Source organism: Micromonospora sp. DH13, from assembly GCF_020873825.1.
Taxonomy (GTDB): Bacteria; Actinomycetota; Actinomycetes; order Mycobacteriales; family Micromonosporaceae; genus Micromonospora; species Micromonospora haikouensis.
In genome coordinates this window covers 94,488-116,331 of record NZ_JAHWGR010000019.1, presented here as the reverse complement: position 1 = coordinate 116,331, position 21,844 = coordinate 94,488, and the positions used below count along the sequence as shown (strand labels likewise).

Annotated in this window: 21 protein-coding genes; 11 read left to right on the top strand and 10 right to left on the bottom strand. The window is 74.5% G+C overall.

What is annotated here, in order from left to right; translation table 11 throughout:
• Window positions 1–54: 54 nt before the first annotated feature.
• Genes LPA42_RS19290 through LPA42_RS19270 form a run of 5 tightly spaced genes read right to left on the bottom strand, consistent with a single transcriptional unit; the run spans window position 55 to window position 6,647 of the window.
• The gene (locus LPA42_RS19290) at window positions 55–1,047 is read right to left on the bottom strand and encodes an ABC transporter ATP-binding protein (protein WP_077939655.1); all 993 of its coding nucleotides are present in this window, start codon (window positions 1,045–1,047) and stop codon (window positions 55–57) included.
• Window positions 1,044–2,075 carry an ABC transporter ATP-binding protein gene (locus LPA42_RS19285; RefSeq protein ID WP_077939654.1) on the bottom strand — a complete coding sequence of 344 codons (1,032 nt, stop codon included), beginning with the start codon at window positions 2,073–2,075 and terminating at the stop codon, window positions 1,044–1,046. Before LPA42_RS19285 ends, LPA42_RS19290 begins: the two co-directional genes overlap by 4 nt.
• Window positions 2,072–2,962, bottom strand: a complete 891-nt coding sequence (locus LPA42_RS19280; protein WP_077939653.1) for an ABC transporter permease — start codon at window positions 2,960–2,962, stop codon at window positions 2,072–2,074. The genes LPA42_RS19285 and LPA42_RS19280 overlap by 4 nt, the downstream gene beginning before the upstream one ends.
• Window positions 2,959–3,939 carry an ABC transporter permease gene (locus tag LPA42_RS19275; protein ID WP_141723664.1) on the bottom strand — a complete coding sequence of 327 codons (981 nt, stop codon included), beginning with the start codon at window positions 3,937–3,939 and terminating at the stop codon, window positions 2,959–2,961. Before LPA42_RS19275 ends, LPA42_RS19280 begins: the two co-directional genes overlap by 4 nt.
• Window positions 3,936–6,647, bottom strand: a complete 2,712-nt coding sequence (locus LPA42_RS19270; RefSeq protein WP_158229486.1) for a family 78 glycoside hydrolase catalytic domain — start codon at window positions 6,645–6,647, stop codon at window positions 3,936–3,938. The genes LPA42_RS19275 and LPA42_RS19270 overlap by 4 nt, the downstream gene beginning before the upstream one ends.
• Before the next feature lie 300 nt (window positions 6,648–6,947).
• Between LPA42_RS19270 and LPA42_RS19265 the strand changes: the two genes are divergently transcribed.
• Window positions 6,948–7,319 carry a helix-turn-helix transcriptional regulator gene (locus LPA42_RS19265; RefSeq protein WP_077939650.1) on the top strand — a complete coding sequence of 124 codons (372 nt, stop codon included), beginning with the start codon at window positions 6,948–6,950 and terminating at the stop codon, window positions 7,317–7,319.
• Window positions 7,320–7,386: 67 nt separating this feature from the next.
• On the opposite strand, the gene LPA42_RS19260 is transcribed toward LPA42_RS19265, so the two are convergent.
• Both LPA42_RS19260 and LPA42_RS19255 read right to left on the bottom strand, forming a co-directional pair.
• A complete protein-coding gene (locus tag LPA42_RS19260) occupies window positions 7,387–8,766 on the bottom strand; it encodes a hypothetical protein (RefSeq protein ID WP_077939649.1) in 1,380 nt (459 codons plus the stop codon).
• Window positions 8,763–9,812 (bottom strand): NAD(P)-dependent oxidoreductase, encoded by a 1,050-nt coding sequence (locus tag LPA42_RS19255; RefSeq protein ID WP_228986734.1) that lies wholly within the window; start codon window positions 9,810–9,812, stop codon window positions 8,763–8,765. Before LPA42_RS19255 ends, LPA42_RS19260 begins: the two co-directional genes overlap by 4 nt.
• A 154-nt stretch (window positions 9,813–9,966) precedes the next feature.
• Here LPA42_RS19255 and LPA42_RS19250 point away from each other — a divergent pair, with 154 nt between their 5' ends.
• From LPA42_RS19250 to LPA42_RS19220, 7 genes are read left to right on the top strand one after another with little or no spacing between them, the layout of a single operon-like run.
• On the top strand, window positions 9,967–10,626 hold the full coding sequence (locus tag LPA42_RS19250) for a glycosyltransferase family 2 protein (RefSeq protein WP_043968320.1): 660 nt from the start codon (window positions 9,967–9,969) through the stop codon (window positions 10,624–10,626).
• On the top strand, window positions 10,623–11,300 hold the full coding sequence (locus tag LPA42_RS19245; protein WP_077939647.1) for a DUF2064 domain-containing protein: 678 nt from the start codon (window positions 10,623–10,625) through the stop codon (window positions 11,298–11,300). The genes LPA42_RS19250 and LPA42_RS19245 overlap by 4 nt, the downstream gene beginning before the upstream one ends.
• Window positions 11,297–11,938: a class I SAM-dependent methyltransferase gene (locus LPA42_RS34180; RefSeq protein WP_228986733.1), complete on the top strand. Its 642-nt coding sequence runs from the start codon at window positions 11,297–11,299 to the stop codon at window positions 11,936–11,938. Before LPA42_RS19245 ends, LPA42_RS34180 begins: the two co-directional genes overlap by 4 nt.
• Window positions 11,935–13,149, top strand: a complete 1,215-nt coding sequence (locus LPA42_RS19235; RefSeq protein WP_228986732.1) for a molybdopterin-dependent oxidoreductase — start codon at window positions 11,935–11,937, stop codon at window positions 13,147–13,149. The genes LPA42_RS34180 and LPA42_RS19235 overlap by 4 nt, the downstream gene beginning before the upstream one ends.
• Window positions 13,146–13,637, top strand: coding sequence for a hypothetical protein (locus tag LPA42_RS19230; RefSeq protein ID WP_144082778.1), 492 nt, complete (start codon window positions 13,146–13,148; stop codon window positions 13,635–13,637). Before LPA42_RS19235 ends, LPA42_RS19230 begins: the two co-directional genes overlap by 4 nt.
• A 10-nt stretch (window positions 13,638–13,647) precedes the next feature.
• Window positions 13,648–14,358 (top strand): response regulator transcription factor, encoded by a 711-nt coding sequence (locus LPA42_RS19225; RefSeq protein ID WP_077939679.1) that lies wholly within the window; start codon window positions 13,648–13,650, stop codon window positions 14,356–14,358.
• 5 nt (window positions 14,359–14,363) lie between these two features.
• Window positions 14,364–15,371, top strand: a complete 1,008-nt coding sequence (locus LPA42_RS19220; protein WP_096761713.1) for a sensor histidine kinase KdpD — start codon at window positions 14,364–14,366, stop codon at window positions 15,369–15,371.
• A 33-nt stretch (window positions 15,372–15,404) separates the two neighbouring features.
• Here LPA42_RS19220 and LPA42_RS19215 read toward each other — a convergent pair whose 3' ends face one another.
• Genes LPA42_RS19215 through LPA42_RS19205 form a run of 3 tightly spaced genes read right to left on the bottom strand, consistent with a single transcriptional unit; the run spans window position 15,405 to window position 18,843 of the window.
• Window positions 15,405–17,192 (bottom strand): hypothetical protein, encoded by a 1,788-nt coding sequence (locus tag LPA42_RS19215; protein WP_077939643.1) that lies wholly within the window; start codon window positions 17,190–17,192, stop codon window positions 15,405–15,407.
• Entirely contained in the window at window positions 17,189–18,235 is a 1,047-nt protein-coding gene (locus tag LPA42_RS19210; protein ID WP_077939642.1) for a macro domain-containing protein, read from the bottom strand. The genes LPA42_RS19215 and LPA42_RS19210 overlap by 4 nt, the downstream gene beginning before the upstream one ends.
• Window positions 18,232–18,843, bottom strand: coding sequence for an NUDIX domain-containing protein (locus LPA42_RS19205; RefSeq protein ID WP_077939641.1), 612 nt, complete (start codon window positions 18,841–18,843; stop codon window positions 18,232–18,234). Before LPA42_RS19205 ends, LPA42_RS19210 begins: the two co-directional genes overlap by 4 nt.
• A 135-nt stretch (window positions 18,844–18,978) precedes the next feature.
• On the opposite strand from LPA42_RS19205, the gene LPA42_RS19200 reads away from it, so the two are divergent.
• The 3 genes from LPA42_RS19200 (at window position 18,979) to LPA42_RS19190 (ending at window position 21,741) form a co-directional block, all read left to right on the top strand.
• The gene (locus tag LPA42_RS19200) at window positions 18,979–21,108 is read left to right on the top strand and encodes a TIR domain-containing protein (protein WP_077939640.1); all 2,130 of its coding nucleotides are present in this window, start codon (window positions 18,979–18,981) and stop codon (window positions 21,106–21,108) included.
• Entirely contained in the window at window positions 21,086–21,373 is a 288-nt protein-coding gene (locus LPA42_RS19195; RefSeq protein ID WP_077939639.1) for a RyR domain-containing protein, read from the top strand. Before LPA42_RS19200 ends, LPA42_RS19195 begins: the two co-directional genes overlap by 23 nt.
• A 107-nt stretch (window positions 21,374–21,480) precedes the next feature.
• Window positions 21,481–21,741, top strand: a complete 261-nt coding sequence (locus LPA42_RS19190) for a hypothetical protein (protein ID WP_077939638.1) — start codon at window positions 21,481–21,483, stop codon at window positions 21,739–21,741.
• Window positions 21,742–21,844: the final 103 nt, after the last annotated feature.

Genomic DNA, 21,844 nt, shown 5'->3' with positions numbered 1-21,844 from the left:
CGGGGGTGGTGGAACCGTGTCGCGGCGGGCCGGCCGGGCAGCCCGGAGGCTGGGTCAGACCGTGTTGGACGGCTGCGCCGCGACACGCGGGGTGGTCGACGGGAAGGGATGGACGCAGGCCACCTCGTGGCGCGGCGCGATCTGCCGCAGCGGAGGCGACGACGTGGTGCAGGCGGTGGTCACCGACGGGCACAGCGTGGCGAACCGGCAGCCGGCCAGCTGGCGGCCGTCGACGTCCTCGGCACCCGGGGTGGGCTGGACCCGGGGTGCCCGGGCGGCGGCCAGGTCAAGGGAGGGTACGGAGTCCTGCAGCATGACGGAGTAGGGGTGGCGCGGGTCGTGCGCGATGTCGAGGGCGCCGCCCTGTTCCACCACCCGGCCGGCGTACATCACCGCCGTGCGGTCGCACAGCGACGCGACGACGCCCAGGTCGTGCGAGATGAACAGCATGGCCAGCCCCTGCTCGGCGCGCAGCTCGGCCAGCAGTTCCAGGATCTGGGCCTGGATCGAGACGTCCAGCGCGGACACCGGCTCGTCGCAGACGAGGATCTCGGGGCGCAGGATGGTGGCGCGGGCGATCGCCGCGCGCTGGCACTGGCCGCCGGAGACCTCCCGGGGCCGGCGGTGGGCCAGTTGTTCGGTGATGCCCACCCGGTCCAGTTCGGCGAGGGCACGCCGACGCCGCTCGGCGGGGGTGCCGTGCCCGTGCACCCGCAACGGCTCGGCGACCGAGTCGAGCAGGGACCGCTTCGGGTTGAACGACGCCGCCGGGTTCTGGAAGATCGCCTGTACGGACCTGCGCAGCCGGCGGTCGTGACGCCGCACCGGCTCGCCGTGCAGGAGCAGGGTGCCGCCGCTGAGCGGGACGAGGCCCAGCATGGCCCGGGCGGTGGTGGACTTGCCGCAGCCGGACTCGCCGACCAGGCCGAGGATCTCGCCCCGGTGCAGTTGCACCGAGACCTGCGAGACGGCCTCGACCGGGCCCGTGCCGTAGCGGACCGAGCCGTCCCTGAGTTCGAACACCGGGGCGCTTCGCTCGGCGGTCATTCCGCCACCTCCCTGTCCTGGTGCGGCGCGACCGCCGCGTCGACCGCCGGTTCGCCGGGGTGCCAGCAGGCGAACTCGTGCCCGGCCCCCGCCGCACGCGCCGTCATCGGCGGCTGCGCCGTGCGGCAGCGGTCGGACGCGAAGCCGCAGCGGGGCGCGAACCGGCAGCCGGGCGGCGGGTCCAGCAGGTTCGGCGGCAGCCCCGGGATCGGCCTGGGCAGGACCTGCCGCGCCACGTCCGCCCGCGGGATGGCGGCCATGAGCGCGCTGGTGTAGCGCATGCCGGGGCGGGCGAAGACGTCGGCCACGGGACCGCGCTCGGCGATCCGGCCGGCGTACATCACCGCCACCCGGTCGGTGTGCCGGCCCACCACGCCCAGGTCGTGGCTCACCATGACCAGCCCGATGCCGAACTCCCGGCACAGGGCGTCGAACAGGTCGAGGATGCGGGCCTGCACGGTGACGTCCAGGGCGGTCGTGGGCTCGTCCGCGAAGATCAGCTTGGGTCGACCGGCGACGGCCATGGCGATCGCCACCCGCTGCCGCATCCCGCCGGACAGCTCGTGGGCCCGGGACCGGGCCCGCTGCGCCGCCAGCGGGATGCCCACCGTTTCGAGCAGTTCGACGGCCCGGGTGGCGGCCTGCCGGCGGGTCACCCGGGGATCGCGCCGCACCGCCTCGGCGATCTGCTCCCCGATCGGGGTGATGGGGTGCAGGGCGCTGAGCGGATCCTGGAACACCATGGCGACCTCCCGGCCCCACAGTGCGCGGCGGCGCCGCTCGCTCAGGTCGAGCACGGCGTGGCCGGCGAGCCGGACCTGGCCGGTGACCCGGGCCGCCCTGGTGCGGGTGAGGCCCATCGCGGTACGCGCCAGGACGCTCTTGCCCGAGCCGGACTCACCGACGATGCCCAGCCGCTCGCCGAAGCCGAGGTCGAGGCTGACCTGGTCGACGGCGCGCACCGGCCCGGCCGGGGTCGGGAACTCCACCACGAGGTCACGAATGCTCAGCAGGGCGTCCCCGGTCATCGCACACCGCCCGTCACGGCGTCCGCCCCGGACAGGAACCGGTCGGCGAGCAGGTTCAGGCTGAGGATCGTCAGCAGCATGAACACCGCCGGCACCACGATCAGCAACGGGTCGTTCGCGATGAAGGACCGGCCAAGATTGATCATGCTTCCCCACGAGGGTTGAGGCGAGGGCACGCCCAGGCCCAGAAAGCTCAGACCGCCCTCGATGAGGATCGCGGTGCCGATGCTGACCAGCGCGTACGACAGCACGGCGGTGCGGATGTTCGGCAGCACGTCCCGCCAGAGGATGGACCGGGCCGGGGTGCCGATCACCAGGCTGGCCTCCACGTACTCACGGCCGGCGACCGCCAGGGTCTGCGCCTTGGCCAACCGGACGAACACCGGTGTCATCGGCACGGTGATCGCGATCAGCACGTTGGTGATCGAAGCGCCGAGGAACGACGCCAGGGCGAGGGCGAGGATGAGGCCCGGGAAGGCCAGGATCACGTCCACCACGAACGAGACGACCGCGTCGAACCGGCCGCGCAGGTAGCCCGCCAGCATGCCCAGCGGCACCCCGACGAGCGCGGCGGCGGCGACCGACCCGAAGCCGATGAACAGGGAGACCCGCGCCCCGGACAGCGCGCGGGCGAGCAGATCGCGCCCGTAGTTGTCCGTGCCGAGCAGGTGCGCGGCGGACGGCCCGCTCAACCGGTCGGCGGCGGCCATCTTCTGGTCGTCGAGGCCGAGCACGGTCGGCAGCAGCAGCATCGACAGGACCAGCAGCACCAGCCAGGCCATGGACAGCTTGTCGGTCACCCGCCACCGCCGGCCGGACCGCTCTGGGGTCTTCGGCGTGGCCGGGGCGACGGTGGCCGGTGCCGTGGGTGCGACGTCGAGACTCATCGGGTCACCGCCTTGCTTCGCGCCCGCAGCCGCGGGTCGATCAGCCCGTAGATCAGGTCGACCGCCGCGTTGATCAGCACGAACGCGGCGGCGATCACCAGCACCAGGCCCTGCACCTCCGCGTAGTCGCGGGCGCTGACCGAGTGGGCGAGTTCGGCGCCGAGCCCGGGCAGGCTGAACAGGGTCTCCACGATCACGTCCGAGCCGATCAGCACCCCCACGGTGACGCCGACGGAGGTGGTGAGGTTGAGCAGGCTCGGCCGGAAGGCGTGCCGCATGGCGGCGCGGAGCGGCGAGATGCCCTTGGCCCGGGCGACCTGCATGAACTCCTGGCCGTACGTCTCGACCAGGTCGGCGCGCAGCACGCGCTGGTAGAGCGCGAACGGTGCGGCGGCCAGCGTGAGCGAGGGCAGCAGCAGGGAGCCGAGGTGCTGGCCGATCCCCGCGCTGACCGGGACGTAGCCGTTCGCCGGGTAGAGCCCGAGCTGGACCGCGAACACCCAGATCAGGACGAATCCGACGACGAAGTTGGGCGTCGACAGGACGGTGAAGACCCACAGGCTCATCCCCCGGTCCACGGCTGAGCCGCGGCGGGCGGCGGCCGCCACGGCGGCGGGAATCGCGGCGGCGATCGCGATGAGCTGGCTGAGCACGATCAGCTCGATCGTGACCGGGGCCCGCTCGGCGATGATCTGGGCGACCGTCTGGTTGGTCGCGTAGGACCGGCCGAGGTCACCCTGCACCGCGTTGCCGAGCCAGCCGAGGAAGCGTTCCAGGAACGGCCGGTCCAGCCCGAGCTGCTCGTGCAGCGCGGCCACCGCCTGCGGCGACGCGGACTCGCCGAGGATCGCCTGGGCGGGGTCGCCGGGCAGCAGGCTGAGGCTGAGGAAGCAGAGCAGCGACACCACGAACAGCACCGCCGCGAGCCGGACGAGCTTCAGCAGCACGGTACGGGCCAGCGGCCACCCGGGGGTCACGGCGCGACCAGCCCGTGCACGGCGACGGTGTGCCGGCCGGGGCTGAGCCGCAGCTCGGTGCCGCCGACGCCGCCCTGGCCAGCCGCGACGAGCCGGGCGCCCGCCGGTGCCCGGACGGTGGCGTACGCGGTCGCGGGGATCCGCAGCTCGTGCTCGACCACGTCGCCCGCCCAGCGCCACGAGCTGCCGATCGGGCCCGCCGGGCTGTCGTAGGCGGCGCGGGCCCAGCCGAGCGCGGCGGAGTACGCGGCCCGCACCGTGATCTCCCCGGTCCAGGTGGTCTCGGTGGCGTCGATGCCGGCGACGTGCTCGAACAGGAACCGGCCCACGGCACCGAGCGCGCAGTGGTTGAAGGAGTTCATCTCGGCCGTGGCGAGGGTGCCGTCGGGGCGGATGCCGTCCCACTTCTCCCAGATCGTGGTCGCGCCCTGGTCGACCATGTACAGCCAGCTCGGCATCTGCCTGCGCAGCAGGAGTTCGAGCGCGAAGTCCGCGTGCCCGTGGGCGCAGAGCACGGGCAGGACGTGCTCCACGCCGTGGATGCCGGTGGTGACGTGGCCGACCCGTTCGATGGCCGCGCGCAACCGGTCCGCCGCCTCCTGGGCCTCGGCGCCGGTGAGCAGCCCGTATCCGACCGCCTGCGCGTACGCGGCCTGGGTCGCGTCCGCGACGTCGCCGGTCGCGAGCGGGAACGCGGCACGGTACGCGGCGCGGATCTCCGCCGCCCGGTCCGCCAGCCGGGCCGCCTCCCGGTCCCTGCCCAGCCAGGCCGCGATCTGGGCGAGCTGGACGAAGGAGCGGTAGCTGTGGGCGGTGTCGACGATGGCGGTCGGGGTGGTCGAGTAGGCGCCGGTGTAGGCGTACCCCGGGTGCAGCTCCAGGCCGTCGCGTTCCGGCAGCGACAGCCAGTCACCGAAGTCGGCCCCGACCTCGTTGACCCGCAGCCCGGCCGGGTTGGCCCGGTCGACGTGGTCGAGGAAGCGGACCATCGACGCGAACAGCCGCTCGGCGGTCGGCAGGTCCCCGTACCGCTGCACGAGCAGGTGGACGAGGCGGATGAAGCCGTCGGACCAGCCGGGCGCCCCGGGCCGCATGCTGGCGGGCGGGATCGCCGGGGCGTAGTTGCGGATCTCCCCGTCGGGGCCCTGGGTGTCCGCCGCGTCCCGGGCGAACTTCGCCAGGAAGGCGAACACGTCGAAGTGGTACGCGGCGGTCGGCGCGATCGCCCCCGCGTCCCCCAACCAGCCGAGGCGTTCGTCGCGCTGGGGACAGTCGGTGGCCACTTCGAGGAAGTTGTCACGGACGGTCCACGCCACGTTGGCCGCGAGGCGGGTCAGGTGCTCGTCGGAGCAGGCGAACTCGCCGACCGGGCTGGGCAGTCCGGTGACGGAGACCGCCTCGATCGAGGTGTCGGGCAGCAGGGTGAAGTTGTGGTGCGGCAGTTGGCTGGGCAGGCCCCAGACCTCCGCGTAGCGGAACCCGTGCATGGCGAACGACGTGGCGAGCTGGTGCGGGCCGGCGTCGGGCACCACGAAGCGGTCCTCCTGGAAGGCCCCGCGCAGGTTGTCGCGGTAGACGAGCTGCTCGGGGGTCAGGATCTCGCCGTGGCGCACGATCAACTCGACCGACGGCAGGCACCTCGTGGTGAGCTTCGTCCAACCGACCAGGTTCTGCCCGAAGTCGAAGACGGCCGGGCCCCGGGCGTGTTCGTGCACGAGCCGGCCGGTGTGCACCTGGTAGGTCGTGATCGGGTCGTGGGGCTGCGGTTCGACCGGTGGCGTGACCCCGGCGAAGGGTTCGGCCGGCGCCCACCCGGCGTCGTCGAAGCCGGCGAGCCGCCAGCCCCGCGGTTCCTGCCGCAGGTCCTGGGACTCACCGCGCAGCAGGTCCGTCGCCTGCAGTGCCCCGTGTCCGGCGCGCCAACCGGTGCCGGTCGAGGCGACCGGCCTGCCGTCGATCTCCAGTTGGGCCAGCAGCGCCGGCCGGTCGCCGTAGAAGCCGGGCTCGCGCAGCAGTCCGAGGCGTCCGGCGTACCAGCCGTTGGCCAGGACGGCCGCCAGAGTGTTGCGGCCCGGACGCAGGGCCGCCCCGCAGTCGAAGGTCTGGTGGTAGACCCGGGTGCGGTAGTCGGTCCAGCCGGGGCGGTAGAGCGCGTCGGCGGTCAGCTCGACGCCGTTGAGCCACAGCCGGTACAGCCCGAGCGCGCTCGCGTAGACCCGGGCGGTGCCCACCTCGTCGACGTCGAACTCGTGCCGCAGGTACGGGCAGGGGTCCCAGCTCTCCCGCCGATAGGTGGGCACGGGTGCGCTGATCCAGGTGGCCGACCAGTCCCCCGGGTCGGTCAGCCCGACCTCGAAGGCCGCCGTCGCGCTGCTGACCGGACGGCCGGAGCGGTCGGTGGCGGTGACCCGCCAGTAGCGGCGGTCGCGCGAGGTCAGGGGCGGGCCCGCGTACACCGTCCAGGGCCGGGCGCAGGTGGTGGCCCAGGCGAGGTCCCTGTCCGACTCGACCGCCTGCCGGGAGGCCGCCACGGACACCTGGAACCCGCGATCCGGGTCGATCTCCGCACCGCCCGGCACCGACCAGGACAGGTGGGGTGCCGTGCCGGGCACGCCGAGTGGTGCGACCCGCCCACCGACCCGCATCCCGCGCGGCCCGCACCCCGGCTCGGCGGTCATCGCGCGCCGGCCGATGTCGGTTGTTGGCACCGATTGTTTACAGGGATTTTGCACACGCCCGGCATCGTCTGCCAGGCCGCGCTCGACTGTCAAGGATAAGAACATAAGTTCATATACATGAACCTCTCGCCCCGCTCCTCGCTGACCAGCGCATTCCCGAACTCCACCGGAACGTCGTCCGCGCTCCGCGACCGGACAGGAGGCGCCTCCACCATCCGACCGACCCGGCCACCCCCCGTCGCCGGCCTGTCCGGCCGGACGTCACCCCGCAGGCTGGTGCCGACACCCGAGTTCCGGATCCACCGCCCGATCGATGGTGTCGGTGCGACGATGAGGGGCGTGGGAACTCCGAGAACCGCCCCGCCCGTCGTCTCGCCGCTCACCGGCGAGCCGATCAAACGCGCCGACGCCGAGCGGCTCGCGGGGGTGCTGAAGGCGATCGCCGACCCGGCCCGGCTGCGGCTGCTCAGCCTGATCCAGTCCTCCCCGGAAGGCGAGGCGTCCGTCAGCGACCTCACCGCGCCGCTCGGGCTCTCCCAGCCGACGGTGAGCCACCACCTCCGGATCCTCACCGAGGCCGGCCTGCTCGAACGCGAGAAGCGCGGCGTCTGGGCGTACTACCGGCTGGTGCCGTCCGCGATCGCGGCCATCGCCGACCTGTTGACCCCGCCCCGCAAGCGGGCGACGCGGAAGACCCGCTGACCCTCGGTCGAGGCTCTCGGGCAGCTGGTCACGGGACGCGACGCGGAAGATCGGATCCTCCGGTGGCCTACCAGCTTGTCAGCAGCAGGTGGTTGATCGTCAGGGCCACCCCGGCCTGCACGGCGAGCCACGTGCGGCGGTCGGCGGGCGGGATTAGCGCCGCCCCGGCCAGGAGCCAGGCGGTGAACGGCAGCCAGATGCGTTCGACCTCGGCCTTGCTGTAGCCGGACAGGTCCGCCGCGACGATCGCCGCCGTGGCGGCGAGGGGCAGCAGCCAGGTCGCCGACTCCGCACCGGGCCGCCGCAGCGCGACGGCCCGCCAGCCGGCCAGCGCCGCGCGGCGCAGCAGCACGGCCGCCGCCGGCCCGGCGGCGACGACCACGAGCGCCAGGTTGGCCCAGACCCAGTAGCCGTACGCGCGGTCGGCGGCGATGCCCTGGTAGTAGCGTTCGACGACGAGGTGGTAGCCGGCGGGCCACCAGAAGCCGGCGGCCGTGAACGCGGCCACGACCGGTACCGCCCCGGCGAACGCCCAGCCCGCGGTGGGCCGGTGCCGGCCCGCCAGCACGACGACCGCCAGGGCGACCGGGGCCATCAGGACGAGCCCGTAGGAGAGGTAGCAGCCGAACGCCAGCAACGCGCCACCGGCGACCGCGCTCACGGCACGCCCCCGGGTGACGCCGTGCGCCAGCAGGGCGACGCCGGTGGCGGTCACCCCGGCGAACAGCCCGTCGGCCGACACCCCGGACCAGACCGCACCGGGGAACAGCACCGCGAACGGCAGCACGGCACGGGCCGCCGCGCCGCTGCCGAGCAGCCGTACGGTGTGCGGCACGGCGACGGCGACGAGCGCCCCGGCCAGGATGCACAGCACCCCGGCCCAGCCGCCACCGCCCAGCCCGACCCGGTCGAGCCAGACGAAGACGAGCAGCGCACCCGGGGGGTGGCCGGACACGTGCGTGGTCCAGGAGTCCGGCTGGAAGTCGAGGATCCGGGTGGTGAACTCCCCCAGCATGGCCGGGATGTCGGTGACTCCGGGGACCTCGTGCAGATACTCGTGGACGGTGGTGAGCCGCCCGGCGACGCCGCGCCGCCAGCCGTCGACCAGGGCGAGCGACAGCGTCCAGGCCACGGCGGTGGCGTAGGACAGCGCGAGCAGCGGCCGCCAGGGCAGCCGGGCGGCCAGCGCCGGCCCGCGCCAGCAGACCAGCGCGGCCAGCAGCAGCGCCGCCGGCGTGCCGGGCCCGACGTGCGGCAGCCAGTGCGCCGACAGCGGCGCCGCACTGGCGTACACCGGGCGGCCCAACGCGTACAACACGCCGCCGACGACGGCGGCTGCCGCGACCAGGCCGAGCGCGGCGGCGGCGGCGACCAGGTCGGCCCGCGGCGGACGCCGCCCCCGCTGCGTCGAGGGGGACGGCACCGCGCTCGGCAGCCGGACGCTCATCCGCGCAGCGGCGCGTGGGCGAACTCCGCGATCCCGTCGGCGAGCCCCACGGCGGCCCGGAACCCGAGTTCGGTCTCGGCCCGGGCGGGCGAGGCGACCACGTGCCGCACGTCGCCGAGCCGGAACTCGCCGGTGACCACCGGCGGGGGCCCGCCGGCGGCCCGCGCCAGCTCCGTGGCCAACTGGCCGACGGTGGCCGGGCGACCGGAGGCGACGTTGTACGCGCGCCAGCCCGTGCGCGTGCCGGTCGCCTCCAGCGCGGCGAGGTTGGCCGCCGCCACGTCGCGGACGTGCACGAAGTCGCGGCGTTGGCCGCCGTCCTCGAACACCCGCGGCGCCCGCCCGGCCTCCAGCGCGGAACGGAAGATCGCCGCGACCCCGCTGTACGGCGTGTCGCGGGGCATGCCGGGCCCGTAGACGTTGTGATAGCGCAGCGCCACGACGGTGCCGCCGGTCTGCCGGGCCCAGGCCGCCGTGAGGTGCTCCTGGGCGACCTTCGTGGCGGCGTACACGCTGCGCGGGTCCAGCGGGGCCTCCTCGTCGACCAGCCCCGGGGCGACGGCGGCGCCGCAGCTGGTGCAGGCCGGCTCGAAGTGACCGGCGGCCAGGTCGGCGACGCTTCGCGGCGCGGGGCGGACCGCACCGTGCCCGGCGCAGGCGTACGCGCCCTCGCCGTAGACGACCATGGAGCTGGCGAGCACGAGCCGGTGCACGCCCGCGCGGGCCATCGCGGCGAGCAGGACCGCCGTGCCGAGGTCGTTGCAGCCGACGTACTCGGGCAGGTCGTCCAGGTCGACGCCGAGCCCGACCATCGCCGCCTGGTGGACCACCACGTCGACGCCGGCCAGGACGCCGGCGACGGCGGGCCGGTCCCGCAGGTCGAGCCGGACGAGCGGGGCCCCCGCCACGGTGTCCGGCAGCGGCGAGCGGTGTGCGCCGGGATGGCCGGCGTCCACGACGGTCACCCGGTGGCCGGCGTCGTGCAGGGCGGTCACGACGTGGGTTCCGATGAATCCGGCGCCGCCGGTAACGAGTACGTGGGTCACGGCGCCGACGGTAGAGCCGGGACGCGGCCATCCGCCCCGGCCGCGGCCTACCGTCAGCGGTTCGTAAGAAACTCCGGGCCGGGTCACCGTTCCGTAAGACTCTGTCACCGTCAGGTAAGGATTTCCGGGCGGATCAGGTCCTAGCGTCCGCGGCATGACCGATGTGGTTCTTCCCTGCCGCAACGAGGCCCCGGCCCTGCCCGACCTGCTGGCCCGGATGCCGGCCGGCTACCGGCCGATCGTGGTGGACAACGGCTCGACCGATGGCTCGGCGGAGGTGGCCCGCGCCTGCGGCGCCGAGGTGATCAGCGTCGCCGAGCCCGGCTACGGCGCCGCCGTACACGCCGGGGTCCTGGCGGCCGACCCCGGCGACGGCGTGGTGTGCGTGATGGACGCCGACGGGTCCTTCGACCCGGCGCAGCTGCCCCGGCTGGCCGACCCGGTGCTGGCCGGCGAGGCGCACCTGGGCACCGGGCGGCGCCGCCCGGCCGCGCGGGGGGTGTGGCCCGCGCACGCCCGGGTCGCCAACGCCGTCCTGGCCCGTCGGCTGCGCCGCACGACCGGCCTCGACATCCACGACATCGGGCCGATCCGGGCCGTGCGCCGCGCCGACCTGCTGGCGCTGGGGCTGCGCGACCGCCGGTTCGGCTACCCGTTGGAGCTGCTGATCGCGGCGGGCCGGGCCGGCTGGCGGGTGGTCGAGGTCGACGTCGACTACCACCCCCGGGCGGCCGGCACCCGCTCGAAGGTGACCGGCACCGTGCTCGGCACCGTCCGCGCCGTCCGGGACATGAGCGCGGTGCTGGCCCGGTGAGCGCCCCCCAGGTGCTGGTGCTGGCCAAGACGCCGGAACCCGGCCGGGTCAAGACGCGGCTCTGCCCGCCCTGCACCCCCGGGCAGGCCGCCCGGATCGCCGCGGCGGCCCTGGCCGACACCCTCGACACCGTCGCCGCGGCCACGGCCGGCGCGCGGATCCTGGTCGTCGACGGCGACCATCCGGCCCCGGCGGGCTGGGCGCGGCTCGCCCAGCGCGGTGGCCCGCTCAGCGACCGCCTCGCCAACGCGTTCGCCGACGCCCGCCCGGTCGCCGACCGCCGCGAAACGGCCGCGGCGACCCTGCTGATCGGCATGGACACCCCGCAGCTCACCGCCGCGCACCTCGACGCCGCCGTCGGGCTGCTCGGCACGGCGGACGGGCCGGACGCGGTGCTCGGCCCGGCCGACGACGGCGGCTGGTGGGCGCTGGGCCTGCGCGAGCCCGGCCACGCCGAGGCCCTGCGCGCGATCCCCACCTCGACGGCGCGCACCGGACGGCTGACCCTGGCCGCGCTGCGCCGCCGCGGCCTGCGGGTCCACCTGCTCCCCCGCCTGCGCGACGTGGACACCGCGGCCGACGCGCACGTCGTGGCCGCGCTGTGCCCGCCGGGCAGCCGGTTCGCCGTCGCCGTCGACGCCGACGTACCGTCAGCGGCGGGGGTCGGCCGGTGAACGCCGTCGCGGTCTTCGACGCCGTGTTCGACCGGGCCGCGTCGGGCGTCCCCGCCGCGTTCACGGCCCGACACTCCAGCGGCGGCGAGCTGCGGTTCGACCCGACCGTCTGGTGCCGGGACGCGACCGCCGGGGACTCGGCGCTGCTCGCCCGCTGCACCGGGCCCACCCTCGACGTCGGCTGCGGACCCGGCCGGCTCACCGGCGCCCTGATCGCCGCCGGCCGCCCGGCCCTCGGCATCGACATCAGCGCCACCGCCGTCCGCCTGGCCCGGGGCCGCGGCGCGGTCGCGCTGCAACGCGACGTCTTCGACCCGGTGCCGGGCACCGGCCGCTGGCAGCACCTGCTGCTGGCCGACGGCAACATCGGCATCGGTGGTGACCCGCACCGGCTGCTGCGCCGCTGCCGCCGGCTCCTGGCGGCCGACGGCCGGCTGCACGCCGAGTTGGCGCCACCCGGCACGCCCGCCTGGTCCGGCACCGCCATGGTGCAGGCCCCCGGCGGCGTCGGCAGCCCGCTGAGCTGGGCCTGCGTGCCCCTCGACGACCTGCCCGCGCTGGCCGGGGCCACGGCGCTGCGCATCCTCGACACCTGGACGGCGGCGGGCCGATGGTTCGCCACCCTCGGCCCCGCGTGACCGGCCGTCCGACCCCGCTGCGGCGGTTCGCCCGCTGGTGGTCGACGCCGCTGCCGGCACCGCCCGCAGCGCTGCGGCGGGGACCCCTGCGCGCCGGCGCGTTCCCGTCCCGGCTGCGGTCCACGCGACTGACCAGCCAGCTCGGCATCGCCCTCGGCGTGGCGTTCGCCGTCTGCTTCCTCACCGGGCTGCTCAGCCACCTGATCCAGGATCCGCCGGGCTGGTTCCGGTGGCCGGCCCGCCCGGTGGGGCTCTACCGGTTCACCCAGGGCCTGCACGTGGCGACCGGGCTCGCCACGGTGCCGCTGCTCGGCGCCAAGCTGTGGTCGGCCTACCCGCACCTGTTCGCCTGGCCGCCGGCCCGCTCGGTCGCCCACGCGCTCGAACGCGCCAGCGTCGGCGTCCTGGTCGCCGCCGCGCTGTTCCAGGTGATCGGCGGCGTCCTGAACGTCTCCCGCTGGTATGCGCCGATGCCGTTCTTCTTCACCGCCGGGCACTACTGGGTGGCGTGGCTGGCGGTCGGCGCGCTGCTGGTGCACGTCGGCGTGCACCTGCCGACCGTGCGCGACGCGCTCGCCCGCCCCGCCGCCGGGACGCCGGGCGGCCGGCTGAGCCGGCGCGGGCTGCTCGGCGGCGTCGCCGCCGCGGCCGGGCTGGTCACCCTGACCACGGTCGGGCAGACCGTCCGGCCGCTGTCCGGCCTGGCGGTGCTCGCGCCCCGCCGGCCGGACGTGGGGCCGCAGGGGCTCCCGGTCAACAAGACCGCGGACACCGCCGGGGTACGCGCCCGGGCGCTCGACCCGTCCTACCGGCTGGCGGTCGTCGGCCCCGCCGGGCGGGCCGACCTGGATCTCGCCGCCCTGCACGCCTTCGCGCAGCACACCGCCGACCTGCCGATCGCCTGCGTGGAGGGGTGGAGCGCCACCGGGCGGTGGACCGGCGTGCGACTGCGGGACCTGGTGGCCCTCGTGGGCGGCGACCCGGACCGCGCGGAGGTCCTCGTCGAGTCGCTGGAGGCCGCCGGCCGGTACCGCGCGTCGACCGTCGCGCCGGCCCACGCCCGCGACCCGCTGACGCTGATCGCCCTGCGGCTCGACGGCGAGCTCCTGCACCCGGACCACGGCTACCCGGCGCGGCTGATCGCCCCGAACCGGCCCGGCGTGCTCCAGACGAAGTGGGTCGCCACGATCACCGTGCGGGAGCCGCGATGAGAGTCCGCAGCGTGCTCGTCGCCGTCGGCGTCCTGCTGATGGGGTACGCCGTCGTGGGCGGCAGCGCCGACCCCGACCTGAAGCCGGCGGGCGTGCTGCTCTTCCTGGCCGGGGTGCTGGCCGGTCACGACCTCGTCTGGATGGTCGTGCTGCTGGCCGGTGGCGCGGCGGTCGCCCGGTGGGTCCCGCGCCGGCACCGGCCCGTGGCGCGTGCCGCCGCGATCAGCGCCGCCGCGCTCACCGTCGTGGCGGTGCCGCTCGTCCTCGGCTTCGGCCGGCCCCCGGACAACCCCTCGGTGCTGCCGCTGCCGTACGGCCGCAACCTCGCCGCCGTCCTGCTCCTCGTCGCCGGCGCGGCACTGGCGGCGGGCCTGACGGCGGACCGGCGTCACCGGTCGGCGGCGGGCCGTGGGAGGGGCCGGCCGGCGGCGGACCGTAAGCAATCCGAAAGACCCGGCGGTAGCGGCCCACCGCCCGCCGGTCGGTAGCGTGGCCGGGATGGGACACCGGGTGCTGGTGGTCGACGACGACCCCACGGTCAGCGACGTCGTGCGGCGCTACCTGGAACAGGACGGCTGCGAGGTCCGGTTGGCCGCCGACGGCGCCGCCGGCCTCGCGGCGATCGCCACCCACCGGCCCGATCTCGTGGTGCTCGATCTCATGATGCCCGGCATCGACGGCCTCGAGGTGTGCCGCAGGATCCGCAGACAGCTGCCGGGCCTGCCGGTCATCATGCTCACCGCCCTCGGCGAGGAGGCCGACCGCGTCCTCGGGCTGGAGGTCGGCGCCGACGACTACGTGACCAAGCCGTTCTCCCCCCGCGAACTCGTCCTGCGGATCCGTTCGGTGCTGCGTCGCGCCAGCGGGCACACCACCGGCCCGGCCGATTCCAGCCGGCTCGTCGACGCGGAGCTGGCCGTCGACACCGCCCGCCGCGTCGCCGAGCGCGACGGCGCGCCGCTGGCGCTGACCGTCCGGGAGTTCGACCTGCTGGCCTTCCTCATGCGCCATCCCGGGCGCGCGTGGTCCCGCGCCGATCTGCTCGACAAGGTGTGGGGCTGGCAGTTCGGCGACCAGTCGACGGTGACCGTCCACGTCCGCCGGCTGCGCGAGAAGATCGAGTACGAGCCGGCCGAACCGCGCCGCATCCGCACCATCTGGGGCGTCGGCTACCGCTACGACCCGCTCGACGGGGGACCCCAGCGGTGACCGACATGCTGCTCATCGGGCTCTACGCCCTCGTCGCCGGAGGCGTCGTCGGGCTGGCCGGCGCCGGGGCGCTGCGGCTGCTGCGCGGCCGGTCCATCCTCGTCCACGTGCTGGTGCTGCTCACCGTCACCGTGCTCGCCGTGGTCGTCGGCGTCGCCACGGTCGCCCAGGCCATGTTCCTGTCCCCGCACGACCTGTGGGTCGTCCTCGTCACCGTCAGCGCCTCCGCGGTGATCAGCCTCGCCGTCGGCGCCGTCTTCGGCAGCCGGCTCGCCGCCTCCGCGGTATGGGCGCAGGCGGCCCGGGACCGGGAACGGCGGCTGGAGGCCGGACGGCGCGAACTCGTCGCCTGGGTGTCGCACGACCTGCGCACCCCGCTCGCCGGGCTGCGGGCGATGGCCGAGGCCCTCGAGGACCGCATCATCGACGACCCGGCCACCGTCGACGAATACCACCGGCGCATCCGGGTCGAGACCGACCGGATGACCCAGCTCGTCGACGACCTGTTCGAGCTGTCCCGGATCAACGCGGGCGCGCTGCGGCTCGCGCCCACCACCGTGCCGCTGCGCGACGTCGTGTCCGACGCCATCGCCGGCGTCGCCCCGCTCGCCGCCCGCCGCCGGATCCACCTGGTCGCCGCGGACAGCGGCTGGCCCCTCGTCCGCGCCGGCGAACGCGAACTCGCCCGCGTCGTCAGCAACCTGCTGATCAACTCCGTCCGGTACACCCCGGAGGACGGCACCGTGCACATCGCGGCCGGCCACGAACGCGACGCCGTGTGGCTTGCCGTCTCCGACACCTGCGGCGGCATCCCGGAGGAGGACCTGGACCGCGTCTTCGACGTGGCCTTCCGCGGCGAGCGCGCGCGTACCCCGGGCGCGGCCGGCTCCGGTGGCGGCGGAGGGCTCGGCCTGGCGATCGTGCGCGGCCTGGTGGAGGCGCACGGCGGCCGGGTCGACGTGCGCAACACCGGCCGCGGCTGCCAGTTCGAGGTACGCCTGCCCGCGGCCTGATCCGCGCGCCTCCCGTCGCCTCGCGGGCGCGCCCTAGGCCCGGCCCCGGGACCGGGCCCGGTCGAGCAGGAGGCGACCCAGCAGGCGCACCCGGTGCCAGGCGCCGAACTGCACGGCGGCGCAGCCGACGACCGCCTCGCGCAGGGTGAACACCTGCCCGGCGCGCGGGAGCAGGAGCACCCGCCAGGACGCCGCCGTCGAGCCGAGGATCTCGGCCCGGCGCTGCTGGTCGCGGTAGCGCCGGCCCAACTCGGCGACGGGTGTCCCGGCACGGTGGTTGTCCCGCAGCCGCCGGTGCTGGAAGGAGAGGGCGGCGTGCACGTTGCCGGCCTCCAGGAACCACTCCTGCGTCTCGGCCGCCTCGGACTCCGGTCGCGGCGCGGCTGCCGTGGCGTACTTCAGGCTGCCGTGGACGTCGGCGAGTCGCCGGAAGACGTGCAGCCCGTCCTGCTGGCTGGGCGTCGGCAACCAGCGGGCGACCCTGCGGCCCAGGGGGCGGCCCAGCCACCGCAGGTCGGGCACCAGCCCCATGTGCTCGATCACCCGGGCCTCGGTCTCGGCGATCAGCCGCAGGTCCCCGGCGTCCGAGGTGCGCCGCCGGTGCCACGTCAACCACGCGTACGCGGGCAGCAGCCGACCCTGCACCCACAGCGTCGCCCCGATCCGTTCGGTGCGACGCGGCGACGGTGACTGCCGCCGCCACCAGCGGCGCAGGTCGGCGTACCGACCCTCCTCCCACATCAGGTCGGATCGGGACAGGGCAAGCTCCTCGGCGGAGACGGCCGGCTCCGCCGGGAGCAGCCGGCGGACCTCGGGGACGAGACCGACCGCGCGGAAGAACAGGAAGGTGGCGGCCAGCCGGCGTCGGTCGTCGACGGCGGTGCCGACAGGGCGGGGTGGCCGCAGGACCGGCGGCGGCACCGGGTCGAACCCCCATCGGGAGGCGAGCCCGTCGAGGAGTTCGGTGGTCGGACCGCAGAGGAACTCGACGGTGGCGCCCGCCCTGCGCAGGTGCCCGGCCAGGGCGGGCAGGGTGCCGTCCGGGTTGCCGGCCTCGACCCCGAACACGGCGGTGGGCGGCTGCGGGACCGGCCGGTGCCAGGCGCAGGACGAGTGGTTGACCCAGTGGACGGTCCGCCCGTCCAGCGCGCCCGGCGGGAGGCCGGCGACCGCCACGTCCACGTCGAAGAAGTCGCTGCCGCTGTAGCCGACGACGACGATCCGGCGGGCCGGTCCCCGCAGGCGTTCGACGAACGCCGCCCGGTCGGCGTCGTCGAAGCCGCGTTCGATGTGCGCGAGGGTGGCACCCAGGCGGGCCGGATCCGTCCCGTCGGCGAGGGCGTGGTGGAAGTGGTGGATCTGCCCCGGGCACGGCGGCCGCCCGCGCCGTTCGTGGAAGGCACGCTCGACGCACAGGTCGAAGTTGGCGGTGAGCTGCCGCCCGCCCGCGTCCAGGTGGGCGGCGAGGAACTCGTGCACCGGGTTGGGCCGGGCGTCCCGCAGGTCGGCGAGGACCTCCCCGACCAGGTCGGGGCTCTGCTGGGAGCCCGCGCCGAGTGCGGTCTCCAGCCGGGGCGGCCGGGTCCGCACCGGCTCGGTCGGGCAGATGGCGCCGCGCCGCCAACCCAGCAGTTCGTGGTACGCGAGGACGGTCTCCAGGGTGAACGGCCGGAACAGCGCCGAGAAGGTGCGCTCGGTGAGCTGCCAGCCGGTGGGCAGGCAGCTCGGCGCGCCCCGGGAGACACCGGCCCCGGTCCAGAAGAGGACGCCGGCGGGACCGGCTCTCGCGAGCGCCTCGACCGCGTCGGCGAGCGCGGTCATTCCCGCTCGAGACTGCTGATGTCGCCGTGCTCGGCCAGCACCAGGCGGACGATCTGCTCCTCCAGGTCGGTGAAGGCGAGCAGGTAGACGGTGCGCACCCGGGAGGCGGGGTGCGCCCGGAAGTAGTCCAGCGCGGCCTCGACCATGATCTGGGCGGTCCGCTCCGGGTCACCACCGCCGTTGCCGGTGCCGAGCAGCGGCAGGACGACCGTGCGCAGCTGCTCGCCGGCGGCGTTGAGCCGGTCCAGCTCGGCCAGCACGTTGCGCATGCAGCCGCCGACGTCGGCGACCTGCCGGTAGCCGGTGCCCGGTGAGCCGTCCACCGAGGCGACGTGCAGGACCCGCTTGACGCCGTTGTCGTCGGCGAGCGCCCCGGACGTGGTGGTGAAGACCGTGGCGGGGGCGACCGGGGTACGCCGTGCCACCTCGCGCAGCTCGGTGTAGATGAGGTCGTCGACCAGGGTGCCGGCCGCGTCACGCCGGCCGCCCCGGTAGCGGATCGTGCCGGAGATGGTCGGCTCCGTCGGGCGGGCCATCTCCATCTGGGTGTTCTCGGCGTTCACCCAGACGTCGACGCCGGTGACGTTGGCGATGTTGCCGGTGATGATGCCGAGCCGGTGCCGGCGGTCCTGCCGGACGAACGCGAGGGTCCGGGTGGTGCGTTGCAGGCGCTGCGGCTTCTGCGCGGTCTCCACGATGGTGAGCCGCAGCTTCAGCTGCTCGACCTCCTCCCTGGCGCGGCGGACCTCGGCTTCGAGCTCGTCGCGGATGCCGGCGCGGGCCAGCCACTGGAAGGAGAGGGTGATGAAGGCGAGCACGAACGCCGCCGCGCCGCCGATGCTGAAACCGAGGGCGCGGCCGTCGGCGTACGAATCGGGGAAGATCGAGAACATCAGCAGTGCGACCGCGACCGCGTAGAGCAGCACCGACGGCAGCTGCATCGCGGCCTGTCGGCCAGCGCGCCGCGGGTCGGAGAACAGGATCTGCAGCAGGATGCCGATCGACACCAGCACGCCGGTGACGCCGAGCAGCAGGGGCGTCATCGTCGGGACCGCTTCAGGTGCAGCCAGAGAAGCCCGGCCAGGGTCTTCGCGTCGCGGATCGTGCCACTGTCGAGCAGTGCCGGAAGGTCGGCGAGCGGCACCGTGCGGCGGGCGATGTCCTCCGCCTCGTCGGCGCGGCCGCCGCCCTCGCCGACCCGCAGGCTGTCGTCGACCTCCCCGTGGAAGATGGTGACGCGCTCCGACGATCCGCCGGGCGAGGGATAGATCGTGGCGATCGGGTCGAGGGCACGGACGTCGTAGCCGATCTCCTCCCGGATCTCGCGGCGGATGGCGGACTCCGGCTCTTCGTCGGCGCGGACCATTCCGGCGACGAGCTCGACCAACCACCCCGACCCGTGGCCGAGGGTCGGGTAACGGAACTGCTCGACGAGGACGATCTCGTCGCGCGAGGTGTCCACAATGACCGCCGCGGCGGAGTCGCCCCGGTCGGCGTTGACGCGGGTGATCTTCTCGCTCCACTTGTTCGACAACGAACGGTCCGCGCCGAAGCGGCGATAACGGAGTCTGGCCTGTCGGATGGTGAAGATGGCGGTGGTGAGAAGCACATCCTCGGAGAGGATCTCGACGTTCGGCTGACTGTCGGGCACGGTGCCGCTCCTTGATCAGGAAATCAACGCGTTCGTTGAGTGTGAGCGCGGCGGTTAACCTGAGCATAACTCCGGCAGTGGTGGTCGTTGATATTGAGCGTGCTGTCGGATAGTGGCCTGAAGAGGAGCGCAGAGATGCTGGACGAGCGGCCGGCGGCCTACTTCAGCCACAGCTACGACGTGCTGGACCGGCGGGTCACCGACTTCTTTCTGGAGGCGCTCTCCGAGCGGTTCGCTCTCGCCGTCGACCCGCGTTCGGCGACTTTGTCCACGATGCACCTTGAGTTGATGATGCGACGGACCGCGTGTTTCGTCGCCGTCGTCACCCGTCGGGAAAACCAGCCACAATACCGCTGCTCGCCGTTCGCCGTGCACGAGTACGGGATGGCGGTGCTGGCTAATCGGCCGAGGCTCGTGATTCCCGAGATCAACATTCCGGCTCGCCATTTCATCGGCGCGGACGTGGCCCGTCCGTTCAACCGCAACCGGCTCGCCGCCTACCGGATGCCCCTGGAGGCGCTCGACGAGTTGGTGGCCCGCGCCCGGGAGCACGCCGACGAGGTGGACCGGCCGCTGGGTGCGGCTGCGCTGATGCTCCCGCCGACCCGCGAGTACGCGGAGGCCGCACCGGAGCTGCGCCGGCTCATCTCGCAGGCCGGCTGGCAGGTGGAGAACATCTCCGAGGCGCTGCTACGGGACGAGGTCGACGCCGCGGGCGCGGCGACACTGCTGGACCGGTACGACTTCGTCCTCCTCGACGTCCTGGACCCGCGGACGCCGACCTGGGTGCTGCCGTTCCTGCAGGCCCGTGGGGTGCCGACGGTCCGGCTGGTGTGCCACCGCGCCGACGACCACGCGGCCCGGCAACTGCCCCGGCTCGCGGTCAGCCACGCCCTGCAGGCGTCCAGCGCGGTCAACCGGCACGCCATCTGGTGGTCCGACATGGACGGCCTGCTGCCGGAGCTGAGCCGGGAGATCGGCCGGCTGCAGATGCCCCGCCTCCAGTTCGCCGGCCTGGAGGAGGCCCGCCGGTACGTCTGGAGCCTCGGCCGCGACCAGGGCCCCGTCTTCCTGAGCAGCGCCCAGGGCGACAACGACCTCGCGCAGCTCATCGCGCAGGAGCTCGACCTGCGCAACGTCGAGCACTTCCACTACCTGTTCAACAGCGATCTGCCGCGCGGCAAGGCGTGGGAGCACCGCCTGCTCGCCAAGGTCGGCGAGTGCCGGATCTTCGTGCCGCTGGTGAGCCGGCACTACCTGAGCAGCACGTGGTGCAGGAAGGAGATGGACATCGCGCTGGAGTTGAGCGGTCAGCGGCGCATGCGGGTCCTGCCGTACTTCCTCGACCACGGCGCCGGCGCCTCGGTCCCGATCCAGGGCACCTCGATCATGCACCTGGACGACGCGGCGCGGGTACGGCGCGTCGTCGACGACGTGGACCGGGCGCTGACCGACCTGACCGACCGGCGGCACCGGCCCCGCATCGAGGTCACCGTGTCCGGCGGGCGGATGGCGCCCGACGTGGACGTGGTCGTGCTCGCGACCGGCCCGACGGAGTACGCGGCGGCGGCCCGCACGCTGCGCGACCCGTCCCCGGTGGTCGGCACGGCCGAGCACCCGAACCGCTTCGGCTGGCTCGGCGGCACCGTGGCCCGCCCGGAGGGCAGCGGCTACCAGTTGGTGCTCTGCCGGGCCGGCGCGGACGGCGGCCGGGAGGCGCTGCGGGCGGCCGTCGAGGCGTTCGGGCCGGAGCACGTCGTCCTGCTCGGCACCGCGTCGGCCGTGGTGCCGGCCGACGTGGTGGTCGCCGACCGGATCTGCGGCTTCCACCGGTTCAGCGTGGACAGCTCGTTCGTGCCCAGCCTGGACCGGGACTATCCGACCGACCCCGGGGTCGCGGCCTCGGCGGAGGGGCTGCCGTCGGTGGTGCGGGGCACCCTGGCCGTCGGCGACGAGGTGGTGCACGGGCCGCAGGCGCCCGCCTTCGCCCCGGTGCTGGAGGCCTGGCCGGACGCGGTGGCGGTGGGCGTGCTGTCGGTCGACACGGTCGAACAGTTGGAGGACTTCCGGACGTACGGGCGGATCAGTCACTTCAGCGCGGTCGCCGGGGTCGCGCCGCCCGGCGCGGAGGATGCGGTCCGGGAGGCGGCGGCGGAGCGGGCGTTCGCCGTCGTCAGCCGGTTAGTCTCGGCGCACTGGCCGCGACCGCCGCGCACCGACGCGGCAGACGAGGGGGCATCCGGTGTGGCAGCCGCAGCCGATTGACACCAGCGGGATCGAGTTGCCGCAGTCGGTGCGCGACGAACGGGAGACGCTCTCCCGCCAGGCGCACGACATCTGGGCCGCGAAGCGGCTCGCGGACGGGTGGAGGCACGGCGAGACCCGCGACGACGAGAAGAAGACCCACCCGAACCTGGTGGCCTACGAGGAGCTGGACGACGACGACAAGTCGTACGACCGGGAGCTCATCGACGGGACCATCCGTCTGCTGATCAAGCTCGGCTTCCGGATCGAGCGCGACCGCGACTGAGGGTTCCCGACAGTCGTGGCCGGCCCACCCGATCGGCGGATCATCAGATCGGCGGTGCTGGATCTACGGTAGGCGAGCAGTCAGTCGCCGCTCCGGAAGGAACCCTCATGCCTCAACCGCTCCGCCGCCGGCTCACCCGCCTCGCGGTTGTCGCCACCGCCGCGGCAGCCGTCAGCTTCACGGCACAGCCGACTCCGGCCCTGGCCGTGCCATTCGACTGGAACGGCTATTTCACGACGTACGAAGAGTGCGAGGCCTACCGCATCCAGGCCAGCTACTGGGGCGAGGTAAGCAACAGTTGCGAATACCGCACGCTGCCCGACAGCCAGTACGACGGCTGGTACTTCCGGGCCTGGCTGCCGGGTTAGGCGCACCGGGCGACCGGATCAGGTAGCGGCGGCGCGGGCCGGGCTCGGACGCCCCGCGCCGCCGCCACCGACACCCTCGACCGCAGCCGGCACGATCACCTAC